Raw genomic sequence first — 24,455 nt, 5'->3', positions numbered from 1 at the left:
CGATGGTATCACGGACCGGACCTTCCGCAGCTCCCCCCCGCGCCGCCGGGGCCGTCCTCCCGCGATGACGGCCTCCCGCCTTCGGCGTGCCTCCCGGTGGCTGCCCGCGCTCCTTTGGATGGGCGTCATCTTCCGGCTGTCCGCCATCCCCGGATCCCGGGTGCCCGGCCGCTTCGGGAACCTCGGGCACTTCGTCTCGTACGCGGTCCTCGCGGCACTGCTGTATTCGGCGGCCCGCCGCGCCGGATCCGGCATCACGAGAGGAGCCGCGATCGCGATCCTCGTGGCCTCGCTCTACGGGGTCACGGACGAGATCCACCAGGCGTTCGTGCCGGGACGCATCCCCGACGTCGCGGATTGGGCGATCGACACCCTCGGCGCCGCGGCGGCGGCGGCGGTACCCCTCGTTCGCCGGCACGCGCGAAGCACGAAGGCCGCCCGCCGGCGGCCTTCGTAGAGCCTATTCGCTGGCCCCTCCCGCAGGGTCCCTCGCCCTTCACAGAGCCGGGCTGGTCTCCTCCGAGGGTGGCACCGTTGACGTACCGTCTTCGGAGGGCGGTACGGTGGACGTGCCGTCACCGGAAGGCGGGACTGTGGGCGAGGTCTCGTCGGACCCGGGAACGCCGTCATCGGGCGTCTCTCCGGCGCCGGGGACGATCCCCAACCAGGCCATGAACTTGTCGACGACCTGCAGCAGGCCCGGCGGGAGCTGCTTGCGCAGGCCGGCGTCGACGCGCTCCTGCATGCGCTCCAGGTTCCGGGCGATGCGCGAGAGCGCGTTCTCCACGCCACGGGGCCGTTCCGCTCCCGGCGCGGGCGACGCATCGGCGGAGGGGCTGGACTCGAGAGCCTGGAGGCCCGCGCGCTCCGCCTGCCTCTGCCGCAGCGCGGCCTGGCGCGCCGCCTTCTCCTCGGCCTTCGCCGCCTTGCGCGCCGCCTTCTCCTCGGCCTTCGCGGCCTTCCCCTCGAGCCTGCCGGCGCCGGCGGACCCGGTGGTCTCCTCGCTGACCTCGGAAGCCCTCGCGGCCTTGCGCGCGGCGGCCGCGGCCTTGCCGCCCTTCCCGTCCTTGCTCTTCCCCGGCGCGGCGATGGCCGCGGCGGGCAGGAGCAGCGCCAGCGCGAGGGTCGCGCACAGCAACCGTACGTAGCTACGTCTCATGCTTCGATCACTTCCTCGTCTCGGCCGACACGTCGGCGACGCTGCACTACGTATCCGATAACGACCGAGGCGCCGCGAAGGTGACGACGGTGACGCAGGTCACTTCCCGCGTCCCTCGTCCGGCCCCCGGCCCTTGTCCGGACCCTTCTCCGACCCCGCGTCCTTGCCCGAGGAGCGCTTGCCGCGCGGGACTTCGCCGTTCCCGCTCCTGCGCGCCTTCGAGCCGCCCACGGGGGAGACCTCGTCCCGCGCCTTGTCCGCCGCCTTGTCCCGTGCCTTCTCCAGCGCCCTCTCGGCGCTCTCCTTGGCCGGGGCCGGGACCCGCTGCACGCGCTCGCGCAGGCGCCCCTCGGCGCCCCCCGAGGCGCGCCCGTCCCGCAGCGCGCGCCTCGCCGCGGCTTCGAGACGGCCCACCGCCACGCCCACGTCGGGGGCTTCCGCTCCTCCCCTGGCCAGGGCCGCGACCTCGTCGGCACGCCTCATCGCGGACCGCTCCGCCAACGCCGTCCGCATGCCCGCCGTGGGCGCGGCGGTGATCGCGGCCTCCTCGATGGCCAGCTTCACGCCGAAGAGCGCGTCGCCGGGCAAGGCGGCGCCCGACGCGTAGGCCACACCGGTCCCGGCCGTCGATACGGCCGCGAGCAGCACCAAGGCGTGCACCGAGAGCCGCCGCGCTCGCGTGCACGCCGCGCCGGCGCGCGCCCCCGAGACGACCCGGGCCCGAACGGATGCGCGGGCCTCCTGCGGCATGACCTCGAAGACGCGGTCGAAGCCTTCGCCGCTCTCACACGGCATCCGCGACCCCCTCTCGCACCGGTTCCGGCTCTTGCCGCAGCATCCCGGCGAGCGCGCGGAGGGCCCGGTGCTGCAGCGCCTTGACCGCGCCCTCCGTCTTGCCCAGCACGCGCGCGGTCTCTGACACGTCGAATCCCCACAGATGGCGCAGGGTCACAACGGCGGCCTGCTCGTCGGTGAGGCGGGCGACGCATGCCCTGACGCGGTCCGCCTCGGCGGCCCGCAGCACGCTGTCCTCGGGGTCCGGGACGGCGTCGCCGCACTCGGGCAGCTCCGCGGCGGTCTCATAGGGACGGCGCGCCCGGCGGCGCAGCGCGTCCACGACCGCGTTGTGCGCGATGCGGAAGAGCCAGGCGCCGAACGGCAGACCCCTGTCGCTGTACGTCCCGATGGCCTCGTAGGCCTGCAAGAAGACCGCCTCCGTGAGGTCCTCGGCATCGTGGTGGTCGCCTACGCGCGCCTTGCAGTAGCCGTAGACGCGGTCCGCGTAGAGGTCGTAGAGCGCCCCGAAGGCCTCCGCGTCTCCTCGTCCGGCGCGACGGACCAGTCGGCGCTCGCCGCCTCGGGCACCACCTGCGCGATCCGGAAGGGACAACGAATCAGCCTCCGCGATGGATACGTCCGCGGCCCTTTCCGGCCGCTCCACCTCATTATCGGGCCCATCCCGCCGCCTCGTTACCCCCCGTCCGTCAGACGGCGGCCGGCTCCTGCGCCCGTCGTGCCCCGAGCTCCGCCGCTACCACGCCCGCGAGCACGAGCGCGACGCCCGAGAGCTGGCCGAGCCGCAGACCCTGCCCGAGGACCGCCCACGCGAGCACGATCGTGACGAGCGGCTCCAGGGTCGAGACCAGCGCGGCCTGAGCCGCGCCGAGGCCGCGTATCCCCTCGAGGTACAGCACGACCGCGGCGAACGTGGGAACGGCGACGATCGCGGCCAGCAGCGTCCAGAGCCGGATCCCCCACCCCTCGACGGACATGCCCGCTCCCGTCGCCAGCGCGAGGGCCGCCGTCGCGAGACCCGCGAAGCCGAACGTGTAGGTCATCAGCACGAGCCTCGGGCGCCGCGACACCCAGCGCTGCGAGAGCACGCTGAACGCTGCGTAACCGCCGGCGGCCCCCAGCCCCAGCACGATGCCGAGCGTCTCGGGACGCCCGGCGGCGGAGAACGGGTCGACGACGAGCACGCAGCCCGCGAACGCCGCGGCGACGCCCGCGACCCGGACGGGCGGGAACGCCTCGCGATACAGGACGCCGGCGGACAGCGCCACGAGCACGGGGTACGTGTACAGCAGCACGGACACGACCGGCGCGGGCGCGTGCCGGAGAGCGAAGAAGAAGCATATGGAGGCCGCGCCGTAACCGGTGAGAGCGAGAGCGGCGTAGCGAAGGAGGTCACGCCGGTCGACGCGCAGGGAGCGCGCGTCGCGGGCCAGCGCGTAGACGCCCATCGCGGCCGACGCGATGAGGAACCGCCACGCCAGCAGCGTCAGGGGGCTGGCCTCCGAGGACCCGCCCGGCCACGCACGGTACGCCAGCGGGGTCAGCACGGCCAGCGTGCCGAAGCACGCCGCGGAGACCACCACCGCGACCAGTGCCCCACGCCGTCGCACCCTCACCTCCCGACACCGCCGGACGGTCCGTCAACGGTAGCAGACGGCCCTCTGGATCCGCGAGGCCGCTCAGCCCCGTCCCCCTTCCGGCCGATGGTGTCGGTGATGCTAGAATCCGGGGCGGACGTCCGCGCCGCTGCTCGCCGTCCGAACATCCCCGGAGCGAGTAGGAAGAGGTCGTCATGACACGCCGTGTCGCCCTTGTCACGCCGCCGTACCACAGCGGCGTCGTCGAGGCGGCCGGCGCCTGGCCGAACGTAGCCTTCGTCTACCTCGCCGGAGCGTTGCGCGCAGCCGGCCACGAGCCTGTCGTCTACGACGCGATGACGATGGGCCACGACCTCGAGCGGATCGCCGAGGAGCTCGAGCGGATCTCCCCCGACGTCGTCGTCACATCGGCGTACACCGCGTCCTACCCCAAGGCCGCGTCCCTGCTCCGCGTGGCGAAAGAGACGTTGCCCGGCGTGGTCACCGGCGTCGGCGGCGTGCACGCCCATTTCATGTACGAGGAGGTCCTCGCGCGCGACGGCGACGCGATCGACTTCGTGCTGCGCGGCGAGGGCGAGCGGACGCTGCCGGAGCTGGTGACGTGCCTCGAGGCGGGAGACGACCCCGGCAAGGTGGCGGGCGTCGCGTTCGCCCGGGACGGCGGCATCGTACGCACCGCCGAGCGCCCGTTCGTCACCGACCTCGACGCGCTGCCGGCCGCTTGGGACCTCGTCGATTGGGACATCTACCGCTTCTACCCGCTGCCCGAGAGCAACCTGGCCGTCGTCTCGACCTCCCGGGGCTGCGACCAATCGTGCACGTTCTGCAGCCAGCAGGTCTTCTGGAAGCGCTCCTGGCGCGCCCGCAGCCCCGAGAACGTGGTGGACGAGCTGCAGATGCTGCGGGACCGCTACGGCGTGGGAGTGATGATGCTCTCCGACGAGACCCCGACGCTGGACGGCGCCCGGTGGCAGCGTATCCTCGACCTGCTGATCGAACGCGACCTCGGGCTGCACCTGCTGATGGAGACCAGGGTGGACGACATCCTCCGCGACGAGGCGGTCATGGACCGCTACCATGCCGCCGGGGTGCGGCACGTCTACGTGGGCGTCGAGCGGACCGACCAGGCGACGCTGGACATGTTCAAGAAGAACACCGAGGTCGAGCAGGGACGCCGCGCCATCGAGCTCATCAACGGCAACGGGATGATATCGGAGACGAGCCTGGTCCTCGGCCTGCCCGAGGACACCCCCGAGATCATCGAGGCCACCTTCGACCTCGCCGTCCACTACGACCCGGACCTGGCCTTCTTCCTCACCATCGCGCCGTGGCCGTACGCGGACATGTACGCCGACCTCGAACCCCACGTGGTGAGCCGTGACTACGAGGACTACAACCTCGTCGCGCCGGTGGTCCGGCCCAAGCGGATGACCACCGAGGAGCTCATGGGGCAGGTGATCGACTGCTACCGGCGCTTCTACATGGGCAAGCTGCGGCAGGTACCTACGATGACGCCGTTCAAGCGCGACTACTACGTCACCACGATGAGGCTCCTCATGGAGAACTCGTACCTCAAACAGCACATGGGGGGGCTGGGCAGGATGCCGGCCGCGGTCGACGAGTTGCTCGCGCAGTGGCTCTAGCCGAAGGGGCCCCGACGGCCGGCCGCGGAGGCGCGGGCGAAGCGCCCCCCGCGCCTGCCTGTCAGTAGATCCCGCTCTCCGCCGCCGTCTGCTGGTCCACGCCGAGCTGGCGGACCTTTATCTTGAAGTCGTGCGCGTTGTGGGCCATCGCCATGGCGTCGTCCAGCGTGATCCTCCGGTCCTGGTAGAGCTTCAGCAGCGACTGGTCGAACGTCTGCATGCCGTAGTATTCGCCCTCTTCCATCGCGTCCCGGATGAGATAGGTCTTCTCGGGGTCGTTGATGTACTCCCGTATCGTGCCGGTCATGACGAGCACCTCGACCGCCGGGACGAGTCCGCCGTTGATGGAGGGGATCAGCCGCATCGAGATGATGCCCTTCAACGTGGAGGCCAGCATCAGCCTTATCTGTTTCTGCTGGTAGGGCGGGAAGAAGTCGATCACTCGGTTGATCGTCTCGGTGGAGTCGATCGTATGCAGCGTCGAGAAGACGAGGTTGCCGATCTCGGCCGCCGTGAGCGCCGCGGACACCGTCTCGTGGTCGCGCATCTCGCCGATGAGGATGACGTCGGGGTCCTGGCGCACGACGTGGCGCAGCGCATCGGCGTAGCTCTCCGTGTCGATGCCTATCTCGCGCTGGTTGATGATGCAGCGGTCGTCGGCGTGCAGGACCTCGATCGGGTCCTCGATCGTGACGATGTGGCCCTCGCGGGTGTGGTTGATGTGGTCGATCATGGACGCCAGGGTCGTCGTCTTGCCCGAGCCGGCCGTCCCGGTCACCAGCACGAGGCCGCGCGGCTCGTCCGCGAGCCTGCGCACGATGGGCGGGAGACCGAGTTCCTCGATCGAGGGCCGCTCGGTGGCCACCCTCCGCATCGTGATGCCTACGCTGCCGCGCTGACGGAAGATGTTCACCCGGAAGCGGCCCACGCCGGAGAGCGAGTACGCGAAGTCGCACTCGCGATGGTTCTCGAAGGTCGCGCACTGACGCTCGTCCATCATGCCCAAGGCGAGCGCCTTCGTTTGATCCGGCGTGAGGTTCTGGTACTCGCGCAGCACGACGAGCTTCCCGTTCAACCTTACGGCCGGCGGTGAACCGACCTTGAGGTGCAGGTCGGAGCTGCCCTTGTCGGTCATCAGCTTCAGCAGTCCGTCTATCTCGGCCATGCTCGAACCCCCGCGACGTCAACGAAGCACGCCAACAAGGATAGAATCGGCAAGTCCGGCGAAAGATAGAGAGCCAGGTCACGAAACGGAGGGACGAACGGGCGCGGAGCGCCCCGCACCCCTCGTGAACCCTCCCCGCCGCTCGTCAGGGCCTCACGGCGCCCACGTAGTCGCTTCGAGACAGCGAGGAGATCTTCACCACGTCCCCCGTGTTCGGCGCGTGGATGTAGTCGCCCCCGCCGACGTAGATGCCGACGTGATGGATCGGGCTGCCGAAGAAGACCAGGTCGCCGGGTTGCAGATCGGACCGGGAGACGCGCTCGCCGCTGGAGTACTGCGCCCGGGAGCTGTGCGGAAGCGAGACCCCGACCTGCGCGTAGACGAACATCGTGAAGCCGCTGCAGTCGAAGGCGTCCGGGCCGGAGGCGCCCCACCTGTAGGGGTAGCCCAGGTAGCGCATGGCGATGTCGACGACTCCGCCGCGAGGGGAGCGGGTGGGCCTGCCTGCAGACGAGCCTCTGGAGGCCAGCGCCTTGCGCCTGGCCTCGGCGGCGCGTGCCGCCGCTGCGCGCGCGGCCGCGGCCGCTCTCGCACGCTCCGCCTCCTCGAGCGAGGCGATCTCGCTCTGGATGCCGGCGAACATCCTCGCGCGCTCCGCGAGCTCGCCTTCGATGGTGCGCTTTCGCGCAGCCATCCTGTCGCGCTCCTTCTTCGCCGCGGCCTCGGCCTTGACCAGCTTCGCCTCGGCCTTCTCGGCCTCCGCCCGCGCGGCCTTCAGCTCCGCGACGACTTCGGCGTCCTTGCGGTTGACGTCGGTCAGGAGGTCCCACGCGGCCGCGAACTCCTGGAAGTCGCTCGCGCCGAGGAGCACCTCGATGAAGGAGAGGGGGCCGCTGCGGTACATGCCGGCGGCGCGCTTGTTCAGGCTCCCCTGCAGCTCGCCCATGCGCGCCCGGATCCTGCCGATCTCCTCGCGCGTGGCAGCCGCCTGCTGCGACAACTCGCGGTGGTGCTGGGAGGCTTCGTTGTACTCCTCGGCCGCCCTCTCGACTCGGACGTCGAGAGCGTCGACCTGGGCCTTGACCCGTTCGGCCTCGGCCCGTTTGGAGGAGATCGACGGCGCGCCGACGGCGGGGGAGGCGGTGAGGATCAGGGAGAGCGCCGTGAGCGCGGCGATGACGCGTGCGCTTGAGGTCGTCAGGGTGGGACCTCCTCTGGCGACTTCAGGACAGCCAGTTCAAACCAGGGGAGTATAGCATGGAAGTCTCTTCCGGTCACGGCGTCGATGACCGCCGCGGCAGGCCGAGAGGACATCGAGGGGTCAGGCGAGGGCCCGGCACAGGCCGTCGAGCACGAGCACGGCGGTACGCTGCCTGTCGCGCTCCTCGGCCATCCGCTCCGGGGCGACCTCCACCGCGATCTGCGGCGGGTCGCAGGCGGCGCTGGCCAGTGCGGTCACGAGGCGGGCGGTGAAGGCTTCGGGCTCGTCGGCGGCTCCGAGCGTCACCATTGGGATCGCCGACGTCGTCGCGCCGTAGTCCTTGGACTTCACGTGCAAGACGAGCCCGGCGTCCCGCGGGGCCTCCTCGGTGGGCTCGAGCAGCGCGATCGACGCTTCGGCTCGCGTGGCGATCGCGAGGTTGACCAGGCGCCCCGCGACTCCCGCCGCACCCTCGTCGTGCACCCGCACCACGATTCGCATCCGGCCGAGGACCTCCGCCGCGCGCGCGGGAGCCACGCGAAGGGCCACGGGAGCGCGCATGTCCTTGCCCCCCCACACGTGCCTCAGATGCTCGATCGCGCCCACGGTGTCCGGTCCCACGATGCCGTCGGCCGACTGGCCCGAGTTGGCCTGGAACTCCTGCACGGCGCGCTCGGTGTAGGCGCCGAAGATGCCGTCCGGCTCGCCGCACGCGAAGCCCAGCGCGTTCAGAGCGCCCTGGAGCTCGCGGACGTCGCGGCCGTGGAAGAGCGGGTACCGCAGGTACAGCATGCGGTCACCCAGGGTGAAGGTGGCGTCGACCAGGACGTTCCAGGTCTCCTCGGAGACCGTCCCTCGCTCGGCGACCCCGCTGGCCTCCTGGAAGGACCTCACCGCGGCCTCCGTCGCGCCGAGGAAGACCCCGTCTACGCCGGTCGGACCGAGGTCGTAGCCCAGCGTGAGCAGACGGCGTTGCACGTCCTCGACGGCGGCGCCCCTGTCCCCGTGTCGGATCGGTCTCACGAGCCCCTCGCCCTTCCTCCACGCCCCTGCCGGAGAGCGGCTACCGGGCCCCGTACTTCTTCTGGCGGAACCGGGCGACGTTGGCCTGGAGCAGGTCGCTCTGACCTCCCGCGGCGCGCATGAAGCCGTCGATCTCGAGGAAGAGGAAGCGGTCGGCGCGCATCCGGTAGCGGCTCGCGTCGCCGTCGAAGTCTAGCACGAACGCGGCCACGAGCGCCTCGAGCATCGACGAGCAGCGGCACCCGTGCTCCTCGATCACGGCGCTCAGGCGGGAGCCGTCGATCCACTCCCCCGCGTGGCGCCTCGCCAGCGCAAGCACGTCACGAAGCGCCGCGTCGTGCACACGGTCGCGCGTCATGCCTTCCAGCGCTCGCTTGAGCGTCACGGAGGGCCCTCCGTCCTCGCCGTCGCCCTTGAAGGAAGGGCAGGCATCAGGCCGCTACCACTACCTTATTCTTCCCGCTCCTCTTCGCCTGGTACATGGCCCTGTCGGCCGCCTCGATCAGCCGCGCCTGCGCGGGCGCGTGACGCGGATACGAGGCGACTCCGACGCTGATGGTCTTCTTGACGAGGCGCCCCTCGTCTCCCGTGAAATCGTGCGCGGCCACGCCCTCCCGGACGCGCTCGGCGACGCGGCGCGCGCCCTCGACGTCGGTCTCGGGCAACACGATCACGAACTCCTCGCCGCCGTAGCGTGCCGCGACGTCGATGTCTCGAAGGTTCGCCCGGATGATGTCGCTCACGGCCTTGAGCACCTGGTCTCCCCTGGGATGCCCGTACGTGTCGTTGAAGTCCTTGAAATCGTCGATGTCGAGCATGACCAGCGAGAGCGGGTGGCCGAAACGGTTGGAGCGCCCGATCTCCTGCTCGAGGCGCTGCTGCATGTATCCGTGATTGTACAGGTCCGTCAGGCGGTCGGTCACCGAGAGGCGCTCCAGCTCCTCGTGGAGCAGGGCGTTCTGGAGCGCCAGCGACGACTGGTTGGCGATCGTCTGCAGCCGCTCGAACTCGGCGTGCGTGAACACCCGCTCGGTAGTGGCGGCCACGGCCAGCACGCCGAGGACGGTCTCGCCCGCGCGCAGCGGGATCGCGGCCTGGAACCGTAGGGGGTCGCCGGGACGGACCCAGGCCGCCGAGGCAAGGCTCGTCTCGCCGAGCCCCTCCTGCACCGGCCCTTCCCGGAACGCGGAGCCCAGCAGGGTGTGCGACACCGGGATCAGGGTCTCGAAGTCCTCCTCGGGCCGTCCCTGGCTCGCCTTCAGGCGCAGCGTCCAGTCCTGGTCCAGCAGGTACACGCAGGAGATCTCCGCGCCGAGGATGCCGTTGGCTCCGTCCACGATCAGGCTCGTCACGTCCTCCACCAACGAGAAGCTCGTCAGCGCCTTGAAGAACTCGTGCGTGAAGAAGATCTCCGCCAGGCGCCCCTCGAGCTCTTCGTTGGCCTTCTCGAGCGCCTCCTTGGAGGCCTGCAGGCGGCGCTCGTGACTGCGGATCTTGTCGTAGGCGACCTGCAGCTCGACGAAGAGCTTCTCCTGCTCCTCGCCGCGCTTCTTGGCCACCAGCAGGTCCCAGACGAGCTCCGAGCCGCCCCCGCCCATCAACTCCACGGCCGAGGGCTTGCGCGCGGAGAGCGCGGCGTGCAGGGAGGCGTCCTCGGAGATGTCGACGATGATGTCGAGGCCGGGGATCCGGAAGAGCTCCTCGAAATCCGCGGTCACGAAGACGCCGAGCTCCTCGGCGAGCCGCATCGCCGGCGACGACCAGCTCGAGTCGCAGACGCCGACGATACGGAGGTTCTCCACCTCGGCGAGCAACCTGAGGATCGAGGCCGCCCGCAGGCTCCCCCCCACGATCGCGATATCCAGCTTGCCGGGCGTCAGCCTCGAAGGCGACGACGTGATCCCGGTCTCCTCCATCGTGCCATCTTTCCTCGGGGCCGCAGGGGCGGCGGCGCCCCTACAGCTCTTTTAAACCGAACTGGTAGCTCCGCACAACCAGCAGCCCGGAATCCAGGTGCAACTCCAGCGTGCGAGCGTGCCCGCCACCTGTATCTTCGGCAACGACGGGGATGCGCAAGAGAGCGAGCTGGTGCTTGACCGCGTCGACGTTGCGCCGCCCGATGCTGCACAGCATCGTGTCGGCGGCGAACATCGCCGCGCCTCCCGCGATCTTGGCCACGAGCCTGCGGCGCGCGCTGCCCCCGCGGTGCAGGGTGTCCGCGAGCAGCGGCACCGCGTAGGAGGCGAACCTGTCGAGATCGCCCTCGACGGAGTCGCAGGGCTCGGGGAGCATCACGTGGGCCAGGCCTCCCGCGAAGCGGGCCGGGTCCCAGACCGCCACACCTACGCACGAGCCCAGGGCGGGGGTCATCAACGTGTCCGGAGCCTCGCCGAACGCCACGGCGCCGACCCCCACCTCGATGAAGTGGGGCTCGGCCGGTCCGGCGAGAGGCGCGACCCCCATCAGAACACGCCCAGCCGCCCGAGGATGACCTCGAAGCTGTCCGGGTCCGGGAGGAAGAACAGAGCCGCCTCCACCTGGGTCTCGTCGCTTCCGAACGCGGTCCGCACCAGCACGGCGCTCTCCGCCTTCATCCCGACCTCCAGCGTCGCCATCTGGAGGATGGCGCCCACCATGTCCAGCGCGAAGGACGGCTTGGACGGCAGCAGGTACAGGTCGGCCAGGCGAGCAACGGCCGCGAGGTACGCCGAGATCAGCACCGAGGCGGTGTGCGCGAACAGCGCCTCCTCCTCGCGACCGAAGGTCTTCGTGGCCCCCACGGGCTTGCCCTGCAGCAGGTCCACCAGCGCGAGCGCCGCCGAGCGCTGCGCGATGAACAGGATCCCACCCCCTATGTCGCCGAGCATGCGCGCGTACACGGCGCCGACGAGCTCCTCCTGCCCGCCCAGGAGCTTCGGGACCTCGGCGAAGGGCACGACCTGGAGGACGGGGACTGTGAGGACGACGGGCCGCCCCACGAGCTGGGACAGGGCCGTGGCCGCGTGCCCCGCGCCGACGCTCCCCACCTCGCGAAGCGCGTCGATCTGGAGCTCGCTCAAGTGGCTCGGCCTCACGCGGTGTCCTCCTTGGCGGGGAACAGCGTCCGCGGGTCCAGCACGAGGGCCACCCGCCCGTCCCCCAGCACAGTGGCGCCGCCGACGCCCCGGACCTCCCGGAACATCTTGGAGAGCGGCTTGAGCACGACCTCCTGGCGGCCGAGCATCCGCTCCACCACGAGTCCGCGCTTCTGCCCGGCCGAGTCCACCAGCACGAGGTGTTCGTGCGGGCGCGGCGGGGCCAGGGCCTCGGCGGCGCCGCCGAGCAGCCCGTCGAGGCGGTGCAGGGGCGCGACAGCGCCGTCGCGCAGCACGATCACCGGGGCGCCGTCGACGCTCTCGACGCGAACGTCGTGCGGGGAGAACACCTCGTCGACGGCGGACAGCGCCAGCGCGTAGACATGCCTCCCGGACCCCAGCATCAGCGCGTGGATGATCGCCAGCGTCAACGGCAGCGTGAGCGTGAACTCGGTGCCCTCCCCCGGGGCGGACGCGATGGAAAGGGTGCCGCCCAGGTACCCCATCTTGCCCTTGACCACGTCCATCCCGACGCCCCGGCCCGAGACCTTCGTCGCGGTCTTCGCCGTGGAGAAGCCGGGCGCGCACGTGAGCATCAGCACGTCCTCGTGCCCGAACTCGTCGCGCTGAGAGGGGTCCACGAGCCCCGTCGAGCACGCCTTCTCCCATATGCGCTCGGAGTCCATCCCGCGTCCGTCGTCGCTCACCACGATGCGGACGTGGTCGCGCTCCCGATGCGCGCTGAGGCTGACCCTCCCCCGCTCGGGCTTGCCGGCGGCCGCCCGCTCCTCGGGCGCCTCGATGCCGTGGTCGACCGTGTTGCGCAGGAGATGCACGATCGGGTCGCCGATCTCGTCGAGCACGGTGCGGTCGAGCTCGATGTCGAGGCCGTCGAGCTCGAAGGCCACGTCCTTCCCCAAGTCCCGCGCGAGGTCGCGGACCATCCTCGGGAAGCGGTTGAAGATGTTGCCCACAGGGACCATGCGCGTCTGCATGACCTCGTGCTGGAGCTCGCCGGAGACCCCGTGGAGCTCCTCGAGCGTCTCGTTGAGCTCGCGGGATCCCATGTCCGCCGCCACGCTGTCCAGGCGCGAGCGCAGGATCACCAGCTCGCCGACGAGATTGACCATGTTGTCCAGATGGCCGATGGAGATGCGGACGGTCTGGGTCTCCGAGAGCTTGGGGATGCGGCGCACGAGCTGCTGCGTCGACGCGCTCTCCCGCGCAGCTTCCCGCTCGGCCTCCTCCACCTCCTCGACCGCGACGGCCTCCACGTCGGTGACGACCAGCGTGGACTCCTCGACCTGCTCGTCGGAGGCGGTGGTGCGCAGGAAGACCTCGAACGTGCGGTCGAACGCCTCGTCCTCGATGTCGCGGGCCGACGGGACCGTGTCGACGACCTCGCCCATGTGGTTGAGCCGCTTCAGGACCATGTACGCGCGGACTGACTTCAGCACGCAGTCCTCGATGAGGCGCACCGTCACATGCACCCGGCGTCCGGTCACCGTCCCCTGCCCCGCCTCGACCGCCGCGCCGCCTCCGTCCGCGCGCCCGGGGCCGGCACCCGGCCGGGCCGTCATCCTCGCGAGCTCGCGGACGACCGCGCCCGCGTCCACGTCGCCGCCCCCGGCGCACTCGTCGTCGATGAGGGCTCTCACGAGGTCGACCGCGCGCAGCATCAGGTCCACCAGGCCGGCGTCCGCGGTGCGCTGTCCCTTGCGCACCGTGTCCATCAGCCCTTCCATCTTGTGGGTGAGCTCGGCGATCCGCTCGTAGCCCATCGCCGCCGACATGCCCTTGAGGCTGTGCGCGCCGCGGAAGATCGCCTCGACCGAGTCGGCCTCGCCGGGGTCGGCCTCCAGCGCGAGCAGGCCGTCGGTGATCTGCTGGATGAAGTCCGCGCTCTCCGAGAGGAACACGTCCTTGTAGGCGTCCATCTCCCCCACGGCTCACACCATCCTCTGCAGCGCCCGGCGGATCTCCGGGGCGATCAGCTTGAGCGGCATCACCCGTTTGGCCGCCCTGCGCTTGATCGCGGCGCCCGGCATGCCCCACACGACACTGGTCTGCTCGTCCTGCACGATCGTCTCGGCGCCGGCCTTGCGAAGGATCCCGAGCCCCTCGGCGCCGTCGCTGCCCATGCCCGTGAGGATCACACCCACGGATCGGGAGCCGAAGATCTCGGCGGTGCTCTTGAACAACGGGTCGGCCGAGGGCTTCACGCCGTGGATCAACGGCCCGTCCTGGAGCGATATCCGCGGAACGACCGAGCTCCCCGCGGCGAGCGACATGTGCGCGCCGTGCGGGGCCACGTACACGCCTCCGGCACGCACCTGCATCCCCTCCTCGGCCTCGCGCACGTCCAGGTCGGTGACCGAGGAGAGCCGGCGGGCCAGCGAGCCCGTGAACCCGGCGGGGAGATGCTGCACGACGAGGAAGGCGCACGGGAGGTCGCTCCCGAGGCCGGAGAACACCGCCTCGAGCGCCGGCGGCCCCCCGGTGGAGGCCGCCACCACGACCATCGCCTTGGCCTTCGTGGGCGCGGCCTGCTCGGTCACCACGCGGGATGCGCCGCCGGTCTCCTGCCGGGCGCGGGAGGCCGCCATCCGCTTGGACGGGTCGACGCGGTGCGCGGTCCGGATCTTCTTCAGCAACAGGTCGGTCAGTTCGGTCAGGGAGGTCGCCACCCCGGCGGTGGGCTTGGTGATGAAGTCCACCGCGCCCCGCTCGAGCGCCTGGTAGGTCACGTCCGGGTCGTCCAGCGAGCTGAGCATGATGACGCGCGCACGGGTCGACCGCACGATGAAGGGCAGCGCCTCGAGACCGCTCATCTCGGGCATCTGGATGTCCAGGGTGATGACGTCCGGCTCCAGAACGCGCGCCTTCTCCACGGCTTCGACCCCGGTGCGCGCGGAGCCGACGACCTCTATGCGCGGGTCGAGCGACAGCGCCCGGGTGAGCATCTGCCGGATGAGGGCCGAATCGTCTACGACGAGGACTCTGATGTTAGCGGGCATACGAGGACCTGGATCACCCCGGAGTCGACTGCAGGCACTTCTTCACGGTCTCCAGCACCTTCGTGGGCTGGAACGGCTTCACCAGGAAGTCCAGCGCGCCGGACTCGAGGGCCTCCACGATCATCTGCTGCTGCCCCATCGCGCTCACCATGAGTATCTTGGCATGCGGGTCGGAGCGGCGTATCTCGCGCAACGCCTCGATGCCGTTCATCTCGGGCATCGTGATGTCCATGGTGACCAGGTCCGGGCCTACCTCGGCGTACTTCTCGACCGCGTCGCGTCCGTTGACCGCCTCGTGGATGACGTAGCCCTCCTTCGAGAGGATGTCGCGGATCATCATCCGCATGAACGCTGCGTCGTCGACGACCAGCACGCTGCTAGACATCGGCGTCATCCTCCTCAAGCCGTCCGGGGCCCGGTTGCGCGTAGCCCGACCTCGGCACCGCCTCGTCCAGGTCGAGCAGCACGATCAGGCGGCCGCCGTGCTCGGCGACCCCCGCGATCGCCTCGGCGGTCTCCTCGGACAGCACGCTCGCCGGAGCGGGGCGCACGGACTCGTCCGGTATCGAGACGACCTCGTTGGCCGCGTCGACGGCGAGTCCCAGCGTACCGGCCTCGCCCTCGGCGACCACGATCCGCGACGACGGGCCCGGCGTGAACGGAGAGCTGAACAGCCGCCTCGTCAGGTCCACGACCGGTATCACGCGCCCCCGCAGGTTGATGACCCCCTGCACCGCCTCGGGCGAGCGCGGCACGGGTGTCGGCTCCTCGTACCGGATGATGCTCTGCACCTTGTCGATGGGCAGCCCGTACTCCTCGTTCGAAAGCCGGAAGAGCACGTACGTCCCTCCAGCCTGCTCGTGCCCAGCCACGTCAGCCCCCTAGCCCCACCTTGAACGTGTTGACGGACTCCTCCAGCCGGCGGGCCATGTCGGCGAGCTCCTGCGCCGCGGACGAGATCTCCTCCATGCACGCCGTCTGCTCCTCGGCGGCCGCCGCGGTCTCCTCGGCGGAGGCGGCGTTCTGCTCCACGACCGCAGCGATGTCGTGCATCGCCTTGTCCACCGACGCCGTCCGCTCGCGCTGCGACCCCATCCCGTTCGCTATCTGCTCGGCCAGCACGGCGGTGCGGGAGACGATGTCGGTGATCTGGCGCAGCGCCTCACCGGTCTTGCCGACGACCTCGCTGCCGACCTCCACCTCGCGCGTGCCCACCTCCATGTACTTCACGGCCTTGGCGGTCTCCTCCTGGACCTCCTTTATGAGGTCGCCGATCTGCTCGGCCGCCTTGCCGGAGCCCTCCGCCAGCTTGCGGACCTCCTCGGCGACGACGGAGAAGCCCCTGCCGGACTCGCCGGCGCGGGCCGCCTCGATGGCCGCGTTGAGCGAGAGCAGGTTGGTCTGGTCGGCGATCGAGGTGATGACGTCGACTATGTCGCCGATCTCGTTCGAGCGTTTCCCGAGGAGCTCCACGGAGCCGGCCAGGGTCTCGATGGCGCGCTGGACGTCGCCGATCTTGGCGATCGCCTCGGCGGTGGCCTCCTCGCCGCGACGGGCCATCCGAGCGGCCTCCTCGCTGGTCTTGGACGCCTCGTCGGCCTGCCCCGCCACGTCCCCCACGGTGCTGGCGATCGACTCCATCGAGGCCGAGGTCTCCTCGACCTTGCGTGACTGCAACTCGGCGCCGTGCGCGATCTGCTGGACCGAGGAGGATATCTCCACGGTGGACGACGAGATCTCCTGGGAGGAGGCGGAGAGCTGCGCGGCCGCCGCCGAGACGGACTCGGCCGAGCGCCGGACGCTGGAGGCGATGCCGGAGAGCGAGCTTATGAGCCCGTTGCACTCGTCGGTGAGCAGCCCGATCTCGTCGTCGTGGATCTTGTCCGCGCGCACGGTGAGGTCGCCGTGGCCCGCCTCGACCATCACGGCACCGAGGTCGCGCAGCGGGTTCAGCACGCGCGTCGTGAACGCCCGGTGCCAAAGGTAGGTGCCGGGGAGTGAGAGCGCGCCCATCACCACGCCGCCGACCGCCGCCACCGGGAACATCTGAGCGACCGTGAGGTTCAAGCGCACGTACGCGAACCAAGCGGTGATGACAAGACCGGCGAACACCGGGGGAGCGATCGTCAGCCACGTCCACAGCGTGAACATCAGCGACAGCCCGCCCCTCACCCGGCTCTGCCTCGTGTACTCCATCGGAAGCCTCCTCCAGGCCCTATCGAACCCCGTCCCCTGCGGACCCGGGCCCCACCGGAACCCCGTCGCCTACGGACCCCCCGGCTTGCGGTAGATCCGCTCCTTGCCGCTGACCAGTTCGAAACGCCCCGTGAACGAGTTCGCCAGCTTCTCGCTGCGTCCGAGCACCAGGTAGCCGCCCCTGCTGAGTGACGTCCAGAACCGGTCGAGCACCCTCTCCTGCTGCTGTCGCGTGAAGTAGATGAAGACGTTGCGGCAGAAGATGACGTCCACCACGTTTATCGGTCTGTCCTCGAAAAGATTCAAGAGACTGAAGCGGACGTGGTCGGTCACGACCGGCATCAGACGGAAGCGGTCGCCCAGGGTCTCGACGTACTTCGCGCGGTACACCGGCGGGACGTGCCTGAGCGCCTCCAGACGGTACTCCGCGCGCCTCGCGGCCTCCAGCACGCCGGGGTCCAGATCGGTGCCGTACACGGACAGCAGGAAGGAGTCCCCGCTGCGCTCGATGGCGTCGAGGACGGACATCGTGATGGAGTACGGCTCCTCGCCCGTGGCGCATCCCGCCGACCAGGCTCGGATCATCCTGTGCCGGCTCGCCAGTTTCGTCTCGAGCAGCGCGGGTACGATCTCGTGGCGGAACCTCTGGTAGACCGTGGGATCCCTGAAGAAGTCCGTTACGTTGACGGTGAGAGTGTCGAGAAGCGATGCGTACTCCCCCGGATCGAGGTCGAGGCGCTGGGCGTACTGCCGGTACGTATGGAGCCCGAGGGCGCGAAGGCGCGTGGCCAGGCGCCGCTCGAGGTACTGTCGCCGGTACTGCCCGAGGTCGAGGCCGCGCTCTTCGCCTATCTTCCTGAGGAGCTTGTCCAGGTCTCCCCGGTAAACCTGGCCGGTCTCGGCCTGGCCCATTCGACCTCCCGCGGTGGCACCCCCGTCCGCGCACGACGGGGAGCGCTCGGATTGATTGTAGAATAGCGGACGTCGAACGCCGTGTCGCGTCGAACGAGACCCAGGAAGGGGACCCCCATGGCACGCCCGTCCTTGCGCGGCGACGTCGCGCGCGTGCTCGCGGCCCTCGTCCTGGCCGCCGCCGCTCTGACCGCCTCGTTGGCGGCGGCCGCGGACTTCTCGGCGCGCGACGTGCTGCCTCTGGGCGCGGCCGTGGAGGGGGTCGACCTCGGCGGGCTGCACGTGGACCCCGCGCGCGAGCGCCTGCTGCGCGAGATCGCCGACCCCCTGCTGCGCCCCGTCACCGTGAGGGCGGGGGACGTGGAGCGGACGCTGGAGCCCGCGGACTTCCTCAGCCTCGACATCGACGGGATGCTGGAGCGCGCGCTCCGCCCGAACCGTTCGCTCACCCTGGCCGGACGGGTCCGGGCCGCGCTGACGGGAACCCGGGTCGGCGGCGAGGTGCCCGTGCTGAAGAGCGCCGATCCCGAGGGGCTCGCGCGCTGGGTGGCGGCGCTCGCCGAGGACGTCGACGCGCCCGCGCGGGACGCCACGCTGACCGTGGAGGGCGTGGCGGTCCGCATCACCCCCTCGGTGACCGGGCGCCACACCGAACGGGAAGAGGCCGCCGAGGTCCTCGCAGCCGCCCTCATGGACGGACGCAAGAGCGTCGAGCTGCCCGTGGCTCCCGTCGAGCCCGAGGTCCGCGAGGACTCGTTCGGCAGGACGGTCGTCGTGTGTCTGTCGGAGCGGAAGCTGTACCTCTACGACGCCGACGAGCTCGAGAAGAGCTACCGCATCGCCATCGGCGCGCAAGGCTACTCCACCCCCAAGGGCTGGTACCGGATCGTACAGAAGCGCTACATGCCGACGTGGAGCAACCCCGGCTCCGCATGGGCCAGGGGCATGCCGAGGACGATCCCTCCCGGTCCGGGCAACCCGCTGGGCACCCGGGCGCTCAACCTCGACGCTCCCGGTATCCGCATCCACGGGACCTCCAACAACGCGTCGATAGGGACGGCCGCCTCGCACGGCTGCCTGCGCATGCACCGGTGGGACATCGAGGAGCTCTACGAGCGCGTGGAGGTAGGGACGAGGGTCGTGATCGTCCCCTAGTGCATGTAGGCCTGCGAGTCGCCCGCGTGGCAAGCGCCGTCACACGTGCCCGTACCGCCCACCTTCTCGAAACCCACGTCGTCACGCATGAGCCTGATCGAGCCCTGGGAGCCGTGGCCGACGTGACAGGAGGCGCAGCCGAGGCCCTTGTCGCCGGAATGAAGCACGTGGAGGTTGCGTCCCCCGAACTCGGCATCGCGGAAGTCGGTGTCCGTGACCGGCACCCCGCCCGCCTCGTACGTGCCCTGGACGTGACACGTGTAGCAGAGCAACTCGGCGTCGGCCGGCGGCGTACCCAGGTAGGGCGCGCGTAGCAGCGGCGCCTCGTCCGAGACGTGCGGGCCGGCCGGGCGACCGGGGTCGGAGTCGGCGTGGCAGTCGACGCAGTACATGCGGGAATCGCCGGTCCACGCCGGGGTCGCGTCCACGAACGCGCCCGAGGGCATCGAGGCGCCCGGGGCGTCCTCGACGCCGTGGAAGGAGGGGTTCGTGGTCGCCAACTCGGAGGCGACGTCCCTGCCGCCGCCCAGGGCGCTCCAGGACGAGTGGCACTTCAGGCATAGCTCGTACTCGTACAGCACGCCGCGGCGCTCGGCGAGCTCGACGACGCCGGGCGCCTGGTTGTCCACCTCCACGCCCCAAGCGCCCTTCAGGCGCCCGTAGGCGTCGGGAGCGGTCGCGTCCTCGGCGGCCGGAGAGGAGACGGCCTCGTGCACGTTGTGGCAGTCGACGCACTCCACGTGGCGGACGAGGGCGCCGGAAGCGCCGCTCTCGGTAGAGTCGTGAGCGCCTTCCGCGACCCCGACCGGGTGGCGGCTGCCTCCAAGAGCACCAAGGTCGGCGACCACCATCGACGGCGGTCCCCCGGCGAGCTCCGTGCCGCCGGCCCACAGCAGCTGCACGCCCTCCAGCGCCGTCCCGTCCTCGTTCGAGTGGAGGACCTGCACGGAGGCCCCGACCCAATTGGCCTCGCCCGCCTCGCGCCAGCCCGAGTTGCCCACCACGAGCTCGAGGGCGCCGTCGCCGTCGAGATGCCCGGCCGCGAGCGAGGAGCTGCGGTAGCCGGCCCCGGTCTGGTAGCTCTGCGCCGCGGCCCCGTCCAGCCCGCCGGAGTCCTGCGGGACGACCTCGATCCCGCTCGTGCCCGCTCCGGCGTCGACGGCTACCACGACCTCGGCCCGGTCGATGCCCGGGAGGACGTCGGCCACGAGGGTGGCGGTAGCCGTCGCTTCGGCGCCGTAGTCCGCGAGGTCCGCCGAGCCCTTGAACGACCCGTTCCCGCCGAAGACGGCCACTTCTCCGGGGCCAGAGCCCCGCAGGAGGACGATCTCGTCCTCGGTTCCGCCCGGCCAGGCGTCGCCGGTGCTGGGCCCCCTGGGCAGCGCCCCGCCGGCCGCGTACGGGCCGCCGGCCGTCCAGGTGCCGCCGTCGTCGCGCAGCACGTAGAAGGCGTCGTCCGCCCCCGCCGTGACGACGAGCTCGTCGGCACCGCCGGACAGCACATCGCCGCGGGCGACGCCGGTGACGCCGCGACCGACGTCCAGCGGCCCGGCCACCTCGTCCAGCACCGTCGTCCCCGACTGTATCCGCTCGCGGTACAGGTAGGCTTGCGCCGCGTCGGTCGTATCCGCCGAGGAGACCACCGCGATCTCGAGCGAGCCGCCCGCGTCGAGCAGGAAGTCGCCGACCGCCACGAACTCGGCGGGCGGCCGGCCCGACGGCAGCGAGCGTACGCGCTGGGCGAGGCCCACGAGCGGGTCGGGCGAGTAGAACCGCAGCCGGGGCACCCCGGGGTCCGCCACGACGACGTCGGGCAGGCCGTCGCCCTGAGTGTCCCCGCCGAAGGCCGCGGCACCGTGACCGGTCGAGGGACCGGCGGGGCTGGAGGCGGCGTCGCGGGCGCCGAACTCCCGAGGACCGGTCAGGACGCGCACCTCGCCCGACGTGGGCTCCTGCGAGAAGACGGAGAGCCGTCCGTACGAACCGGCGGCGGCGCCGGGCCGGAAGGTGACGGCGAGCTCGGCGTACGCGCCGGCTCCAGGTGTCGGCACCAGCGAGGCGAGGTCGGATCCCGCGGGCCCGTCCGCGTCGTGGCATCCGTCGCACAGCGCGCGTCCCGCCTTGTCGACGAGCTTGGGAATGACCCCTCCCGAGCCGTCGGAGCGCCCCATGGGGGCGTGGCAGGTCTGGCATTCCCCGACCTTGCGGCCCGCCCCGATCTCCGCCCATTCGCCGTCGATCACCGTGGTGGCCGTCGAGGACGCGTGCGACGAGGCGGCGTAGAGCGCCTCACCGCGCCACGTGTCGCCCTCGTCGTCGGGATGGCACGTCAGGCAGAGCCGGCGGTCGTTGCCCTCCACGGCGGTCGTGGCAGCCACCGAGGGCGGCAGGAGCGTCTCGGCGACCAGCGGAGCGATGGACGAGCCGTGCGAGACGTGGCAGTTCGAGCAGCGGATCCTCGTCCCGGAGGCGGGCTCGGGCAGCGCGGCGTGCGCGCTTGAGCGCCAGACCTCCAGTCCGTCCCACCGGTCCTCGGCGCGGCCGGTGTGGCACGTGGCGCAGTACTCGTCTCCGGAGGTGACCGTGGCGTCGCGAGACTCGTTGTAGGCGCGCAGGAGCGCCGGGTAGGGGTCTCCCGCCTCCGTCCGCGCGGTGCCGTGGCTGTCGTGGCAGTCGCTGCACCCCTTGGGCGAGGGGCCGTACGCCGAGCCCTCCGGGGTGAGCGCGTGAGCGGAGGTCTTCTCGAAGTCCGTCTGCACGTCGGCCTGCGAGCCCAGGTTCGCGACGCCATGGCAGACGTAGCACAGCTCCACGTCGGTGTCCGCGGTCCCGACGATCAGGGCGGAGTCGACGAACTCGCCCGAGTCCGCGTCGCGGTATCGGATGGACGACGCCGCGGAATGGGTGCGGTGGCACATCGCGCACGCGTCGGTGTCGGGGGTCGCGGGAACGTGGGGCACGACGCCGTATGCGGGCACCGAGAGGAACGCGGGCAGCACGAAGAGGAGGCCGAGCAGGCCTCCCCGTACACCCGACGCTATGCTCGACCGCCACGGAGGCCACGTGCCGGTGCGCGCTGGGCGCGCCTTTCCCATCGGACCACCTATCCGACATGGTTCGGACGACCCGCCCGCCGGCGCTCGGATCGCCGTCTTCAGTCTACCGCGTGTCAAGGCATGGGACCAGGTACGGCCCTCTCTACGTCGTCTTTCGCCGCGAATGGCCTTGTACCTGCCCCTGGCGCCTCACTTGTACAGGATCGCCTTCACCGCGTTCCGCACCGCGAGCGAGACGGCGTTGTCCGAGCCGAGGTAGCGCACCTCGCGGATCTCCGCCTTCTTCGCCGCGAGCAGGTTCTTCACTCCCGGGTCCAGCGCCTTGCCCGGCGTCAGCAGCATGACCGACCCGTGCTTGCCCTGAAGCACGCCGCCTGCCAGCGCGTCGGGGAAGTTCTCGCCCGTGCCGATGGCGAGCCGGTCCCAGTGCAGGCCCGCCTGCGCGACGCCGTACGCCGCGACCTTTACCGCGGTCGCGTAGCGGTTGTCGCCGAACAGGCGCGAGACGTTGCCCGTTCCGAAAGCGGCCTTCAGGTCGTTCTCGACGACCCTGGGCACCGCGGCGGTGGAGCCCAGGATGATGGGCTTGGTCACCTTCGCGGCCTTCATGGCGCTCCTGACGTTGGACGGCAGGCCCGTGTCCTTGGTCAGGTAGATCGGCCAGCCCTTGGCGGCCGCCAGCGGCGACGCGGCCAGCGCGTCGGGGAAGTTCCCGCCGGTGGCGACGAAGGCCTTCCCGTCGTAGGCCCCGCCGAGCCGCTTCACCGTCGCTGCGGCGACCATGTTCGCGGTCTCGTAGCGGTCCCTGCCGCCGAGGCGCGTGACCTTGGTGCTGCCGAGCTTGGCCTTCAGCGCGTTCTCCACGCCGGACGAGACCGCGTTCGCGCTGCCGAGGATGATCGCGTTCTTCGCCCTCAGGCGCACGATCTCGTCCATGACCACCTTCGGCACCTCGTTGGGCTTCACGAGCAGGATCGGGCCGTCGTAGGCCTTGGCCAGCGCCGCGCCGCCGAGCGCGTCGGGCCAGTTGTAGCCGGTGGCGATGACGACGGTTTCCGCGGTCGCGAACGCCTTCTTCGAGACGGCCACGGCGGTGCCGAAGCGGTCGGACCCCTCGACCCGGACGTAGGCCGTGCCAACGGTGAAGGAGATGGTCTCGGCATCGGATGCGTTGCCCGCGTTGTCGTAGGAGCGCGCGGTCAGCGTGTGGGAGCCGAGGAGCGAGGTGGAGACCGTGGCCGAGGAGCCCGGGACGGGCACCTCCGGGTCGCCGTCGAGCCTGTAGCGGATCTCCTTGACTTCGGAGCCGCCGGTGTCGGAGGCGGTGAGCGTGATGCTCGCGCTGCCGGTGTACGACGTCTTGGCGTTGTGCGACAGCGTCGGCTTGGTGGCGTCGATGCGCACCATCATAGGTTGCGTCTCCACCCACACCGTGCCGTTGCCGGCCTTGATGTGGAAGTACCAGACGCCGTCGCTGTCCGCGGTCACGTCCGCCGAGGTGTCGGACGTTTCCGTATCGTCCCCCCACTCGGTGGAGGCGTTCTTGTCGAAGACGTAGGAGTACCGCGTCGCGCCGCCGACACCGTTCCAGCTGAACGAGACGTCGCGCGACGGGTACCAAGTGGACGGAACGGGATGGGTCGAGGAGGTCAGGCCGACGACCCTCGGTACCTCCCCCACGATGACCTCGAAATGGACGACCAGCTCCGCCGAGGCGTTGCCCGCGTTGTCGTAGGAGCGCGCCGTCAAGGTGTGGGGGCCGATCTCCAGGGTCGACACCGGGGCCGTCCCCCCCGCCACGACGACCTGGGAGCCTCCGTCGAGCGTGTAGCGGATCTCCTTCACACCGGAGCCGCCGGTGTCCTCGGCGGTGAGCGTGAAGACGGCCCAATCCTCGTAGCTCGCCTGAGCGTCGCTGACGAGCGTCGGCGGCGTGGCGTCGATGCGCACCCTCCGGTGCTGGGCGGGTCCCCAGGCCCCGGCCCCGTTGACGCCGCGCACGTGGAACCACCACTCCCCGTCGGAGTCGGCGCTCACCGAGGCGGAGGGGGAAGCCGTGTCCTGCACCTGGTCCGGCACGGTGCCAGAGACCTTGTCGAAGACGTACGAGTAGCCCACCGCGGGGGTGCCCGTCCATGTGAACTCGACCGGGCTGCGCGAGTCGTGCCAGGCGGTGTCCGAGGCGTGCGTGGGGGACTGGATCTCGCTGATCGTCGCGGGAGCGTAGACGGTGAACTCGACGCTGAGCTGATCCGAGGCGTTGCCCGCGTGGTCGTAGGAGCGCGCGGCCAGCGTGTGAGAGCCGACGTCCGAGGTGGTCACGGTCGCGGGCGAGCCGCTCACGACGACCTCGGACCCGCCGTCGAGCGTGTAGCGGATCTCCTTGAGGCCCGAGCCGCCGGTGTCCGCAGCGGTCAGCGTGATGCTCGCGCTGCTCGTGTACGCCGAGGCCGCGTCGTGG

The 24,455-nt window shown here is 70.8% G+C and carries 22 protein-coding genes; 3 read left to right on the top strand and 19 right to left on the bottom strand.

The genetic code is table 11. The annotated features are described in order from the left end of the window. Positions 1-64: 64 nt before the first annotated feature. Positions 65-457 (top strand): VanZ family protein, encoded by a 393-nt coding sequence (locus tag IBX62_07435; protein ID MBE0476910.1) that lies wholly within the window; start codon positions 65-67, stop codon positions 455-457. Between the two features lie 39 nt (positions 458-496). Here the strand turns inward: IBX62_07435 and IBX62_07430 are convergent, their stop codons facing one another. The 4 genes from IBX62_07430 to IBX62_07415 all read right to left on the bottom strand — a co-directional run bounded on the left by IBX62_07430 (position 497) and on the right by IBX62_07415 (position 3,564). After that, complete coding sequence (locus IBX62_07430; protein ID MBE0476909.1) at positions 497-1,159, bottom strand: hypothetical protein; 663 nt, start codon at positions 1,157-1,159, stop codon at positions 497-499. A 99-nt stretch (positions 1,160-1,258) separates the two neighbouring features. After that, positions 1,259-1,954 (bottom strand): hypothetical protein, encoded by a 696-nt coding sequence (locus tag IBX62_07425; protein ID MBE0476908.1) that lies wholly within the window; start codon positions 1,952-1,954, stop codon positions 1,259-1,261. Then, positions 1,944-2,549, bottom strand: coding sequence for a sigma-70 family RNA polymerase sigma factor (locus tag IBX62_07420; GenBank protein ID MBE0476907.1), 606 nt, complete (start codon positions 2,547-2,549; stop codon positions 1,944-1,946). The genes IBX62_07425 and IBX62_07420 overlap by 11 nt, the downstream gene beginning before the upstream one ends. Positions 2,550-2,643: 94 nt before the next feature. Beyond that, positions 2,644-3,564 (bottom strand): EamA family transporter, encoded by a 921-nt coding sequence (locus tag IBX62_07415; GenBank protein ID MBE0476906.1) that lies wholly within the window; start codon positions 3,562-3,564, stop codon positions 2,644-2,646. Positions 3,565-3,746: 182 nt separating this feature from the next. Between IBX62_07415 and IBX62_07410 the strand changes: the two genes are divergently transcribed. Continuing rightward, complete coding sequence (locus IBX62_07410) at positions 3,747-5,195, top strand: cobalamin B12-binding domain-containing protein (protein ID MBE0476905.1); 1,449 nt, start codon at positions 3,747-3,749, stop codon at positions 5,193-5,195. Between the two features lie 61 nt (positions 5,196-5,256). Here the strand turns inward: IBX62_07410 and IBX62_07405 are convergent, their stop codons facing one another. From IBX62_07405 to IBX62_07345, 13 genes are all read right to left on the bottom strand, one after another. Continuing rightward, positions 5,257-6,360 (bottom strand): PilT/PilU family type 4a pilus ATPase, encoded by a 1,104-nt coding sequence (locus IBX62_07405; GenBank protein ID MBE0476904.1) that lies wholly within the window; start codon positions 6,358-6,360, stop codon positions 5,257-5,259. A 145-nt stretch (positions 6,361-6,505) separates the two neighbouring features. Further along, positions 6,506-7,306 (bottom strand): C40 family peptidase, encoded by an 801-nt coding sequence (locus IBX62_07400; GenBank protein MBE0476903.1) that lies wholly within the window; start codon positions 7,304-7,306, stop codon positions 6,506-6,508. 375 nt (positions 7,307-7,681) lie between these two features. Then, positions 7,682-8,584 (bottom strand): peptidoglycan-binding protein, encoded by a 903-nt coding sequence (locus IBX62_07395; protein ID MBE0476902.1) that lies wholly within the window; start codon positions 8,582-8,584, stop codon positions 7,682-7,684. 40 nt (positions 8,585-8,624) lie between these two features. After that, a complete protein-coding gene (locus tag IBX62_07390; GenBank protein MBE0476901.1) occupies positions 8,625-8,969 on the bottom strand; it encodes a hypothetical protein in 345 nt (114 codons plus the stop codon). Positions 8,970-9,015: 46 nt separating this feature from the next. Beyond that, positions 9,016-10,500 carry a diguanylate cyclase gene (locus tag IBX62_07385; protein ID MBE0476900.1) on the bottom strand — a complete coding sequence of 495 codons (1,485 nt, stop codon included), beginning with the start codon at positions 10,498-10,500 and terminating at the stop codon, positions 9,016-9,018. 40 nt (positions 10,501-10,540) lie between these two features. Beyond that, positions 10,541-11,047: a chemotaxis protein CheD gene (locus tag IBX62_07380; protein MBE0476899.1), complete on the bottom strand. Its 507-nt coding sequence runs from the start codon at positions 11,045-11,047 to the stop codon at positions 10,541-10,543. After that, the gene (locus tag IBX62_07375) at positions 11,047-11,658 is read right to left on the bottom strand and encodes a chemotaxis protein CheC (GenBank protein MBE0476898.1); all 612 of its coding nucleotides are present in this window, start codon (positions 11,656-11,658) and stop codon (positions 11,047-11,049) included. Before IBX62_07375 ends, IBX62_07380 begins: the two co-directional genes overlap by 1 nt. Continuing rightward, a complete protein-coding gene (locus IBX62_07370) occupies positions 11,655-13,604 on the bottom strand; it encodes a chemotaxis protein CheA (protein MBE0476897.1) in 1,950 nt (649 codons plus the stop codon). The genes IBX62_07375 and IBX62_07370 overlap by 4 nt, the downstream gene beginning before the upstream one ends. Positions 13,605-13,607: 3 nt before the next feature. Then, on the bottom strand, positions 13,608-14,675 hold the full coding sequence (locus IBX62_07365; protein MBE0476896.1) for a chemotaxis response regulator protein-glutamate methylesterase: 1,068 nt from the start codon (positions 14,673-14,675) through the stop codon (positions 13,608-13,610). Positions 14,676-14,688: 13 nt separating this feature from the next. Then, entirely contained in the window at positions 14,689-15,060 is a 372-nt protein-coding gene (locus IBX62_07360; protein ID MBE0476895.1) for a response regulator, read from the bottom strand. Next, positions 15,053-15,547, bottom strand: a complete 495-nt coding sequence (locus IBX62_07355) for a purine-binding chemotaxis protein CheW (GenBank protein MBE0476894.1) — start codon at positions 15,545-15,547, stop codon at positions 15,053-15,055. Before IBX62_07355 ends, IBX62_07360 begins: the two co-directional genes overlap by 8 nt. 1 nt (position 15,548) lies before the next feature. Beyond that, positions 15,549-16,871 carry a methyl-accepting chemotaxis protein gene (locus IBX62_07350; protein ID MBE0476893.1) on the bottom strand — a complete coding sequence of 441 codons (1,323 nt, stop codon included), beginning with the start codon at positions 16,869-16,871 and terminating at the stop codon, positions 15,549-15,551. A 69-nt stretch (positions 16,872-16,940) separates the two neighbouring features. Continuing rightward, positions 16,941-17,783 (bottom strand): protein-glutamate O-methyltransferase CheR, encoded by an 843-nt coding sequence (locus IBX62_07345; GenBank protein MBE0476892.1) that lies wholly within the window; start codon positions 17,781-17,783, stop codon positions 16,941-16,943. 117 nt (positions 17,784-17,900) lie between these two features. Here IBX62_07345 and IBX62_07340 point away from each other — a divergent pair, with 117 nt between their 5' ends. Further along, positions 17,901-18,938, top strand: coding sequence for a L,D-transpeptidase family protein (locus IBX62_07340; GenBank protein ID MBE0476891.1), 1,038 nt, complete (start codon positions 17,901-17,903; stop codon positions 18,936-18,938). Here the strand turns inward: IBX62_07340 and IBX62_07335 are convergent. After that, entirely contained in the window at positions 18,935-22,033 is a 3,099-nt protein-coding gene (locus IBX62_07335; protein ID MBE0476890.1) for a hypothetical protein, read from the bottom strand. The two genes, IBX62_07340 and IBX62_07335, sit on opposite strands and share 4 nt — an antisense overlap. Before the next feature lie 150 nt (positions 22,034-22,183). Beyond that, on the bottom strand, positions 22,184-24,455 hold a 2,272-nt coding region (locus tag IBX62_07330), incomplete at its 5' end, for a cell wall-binding repeat-containing protein (protein ID MBE0476889.1).

It is taken from the genome of Coriobacteriia bacterium (assembly GCA_014859305.1).
In the GTDB taxonomy this organism is placed as follows: domain Bacteria; phylum Actinomycetota; class Coriobacteriia; order Anaerosomatales; family Kmv31; genus Kmv31.
The sequence above is the reverse complement of the archived record's forward strand: the minus strand, read 5'-3'. Positions and strand labels throughout refer to the sequence as shown.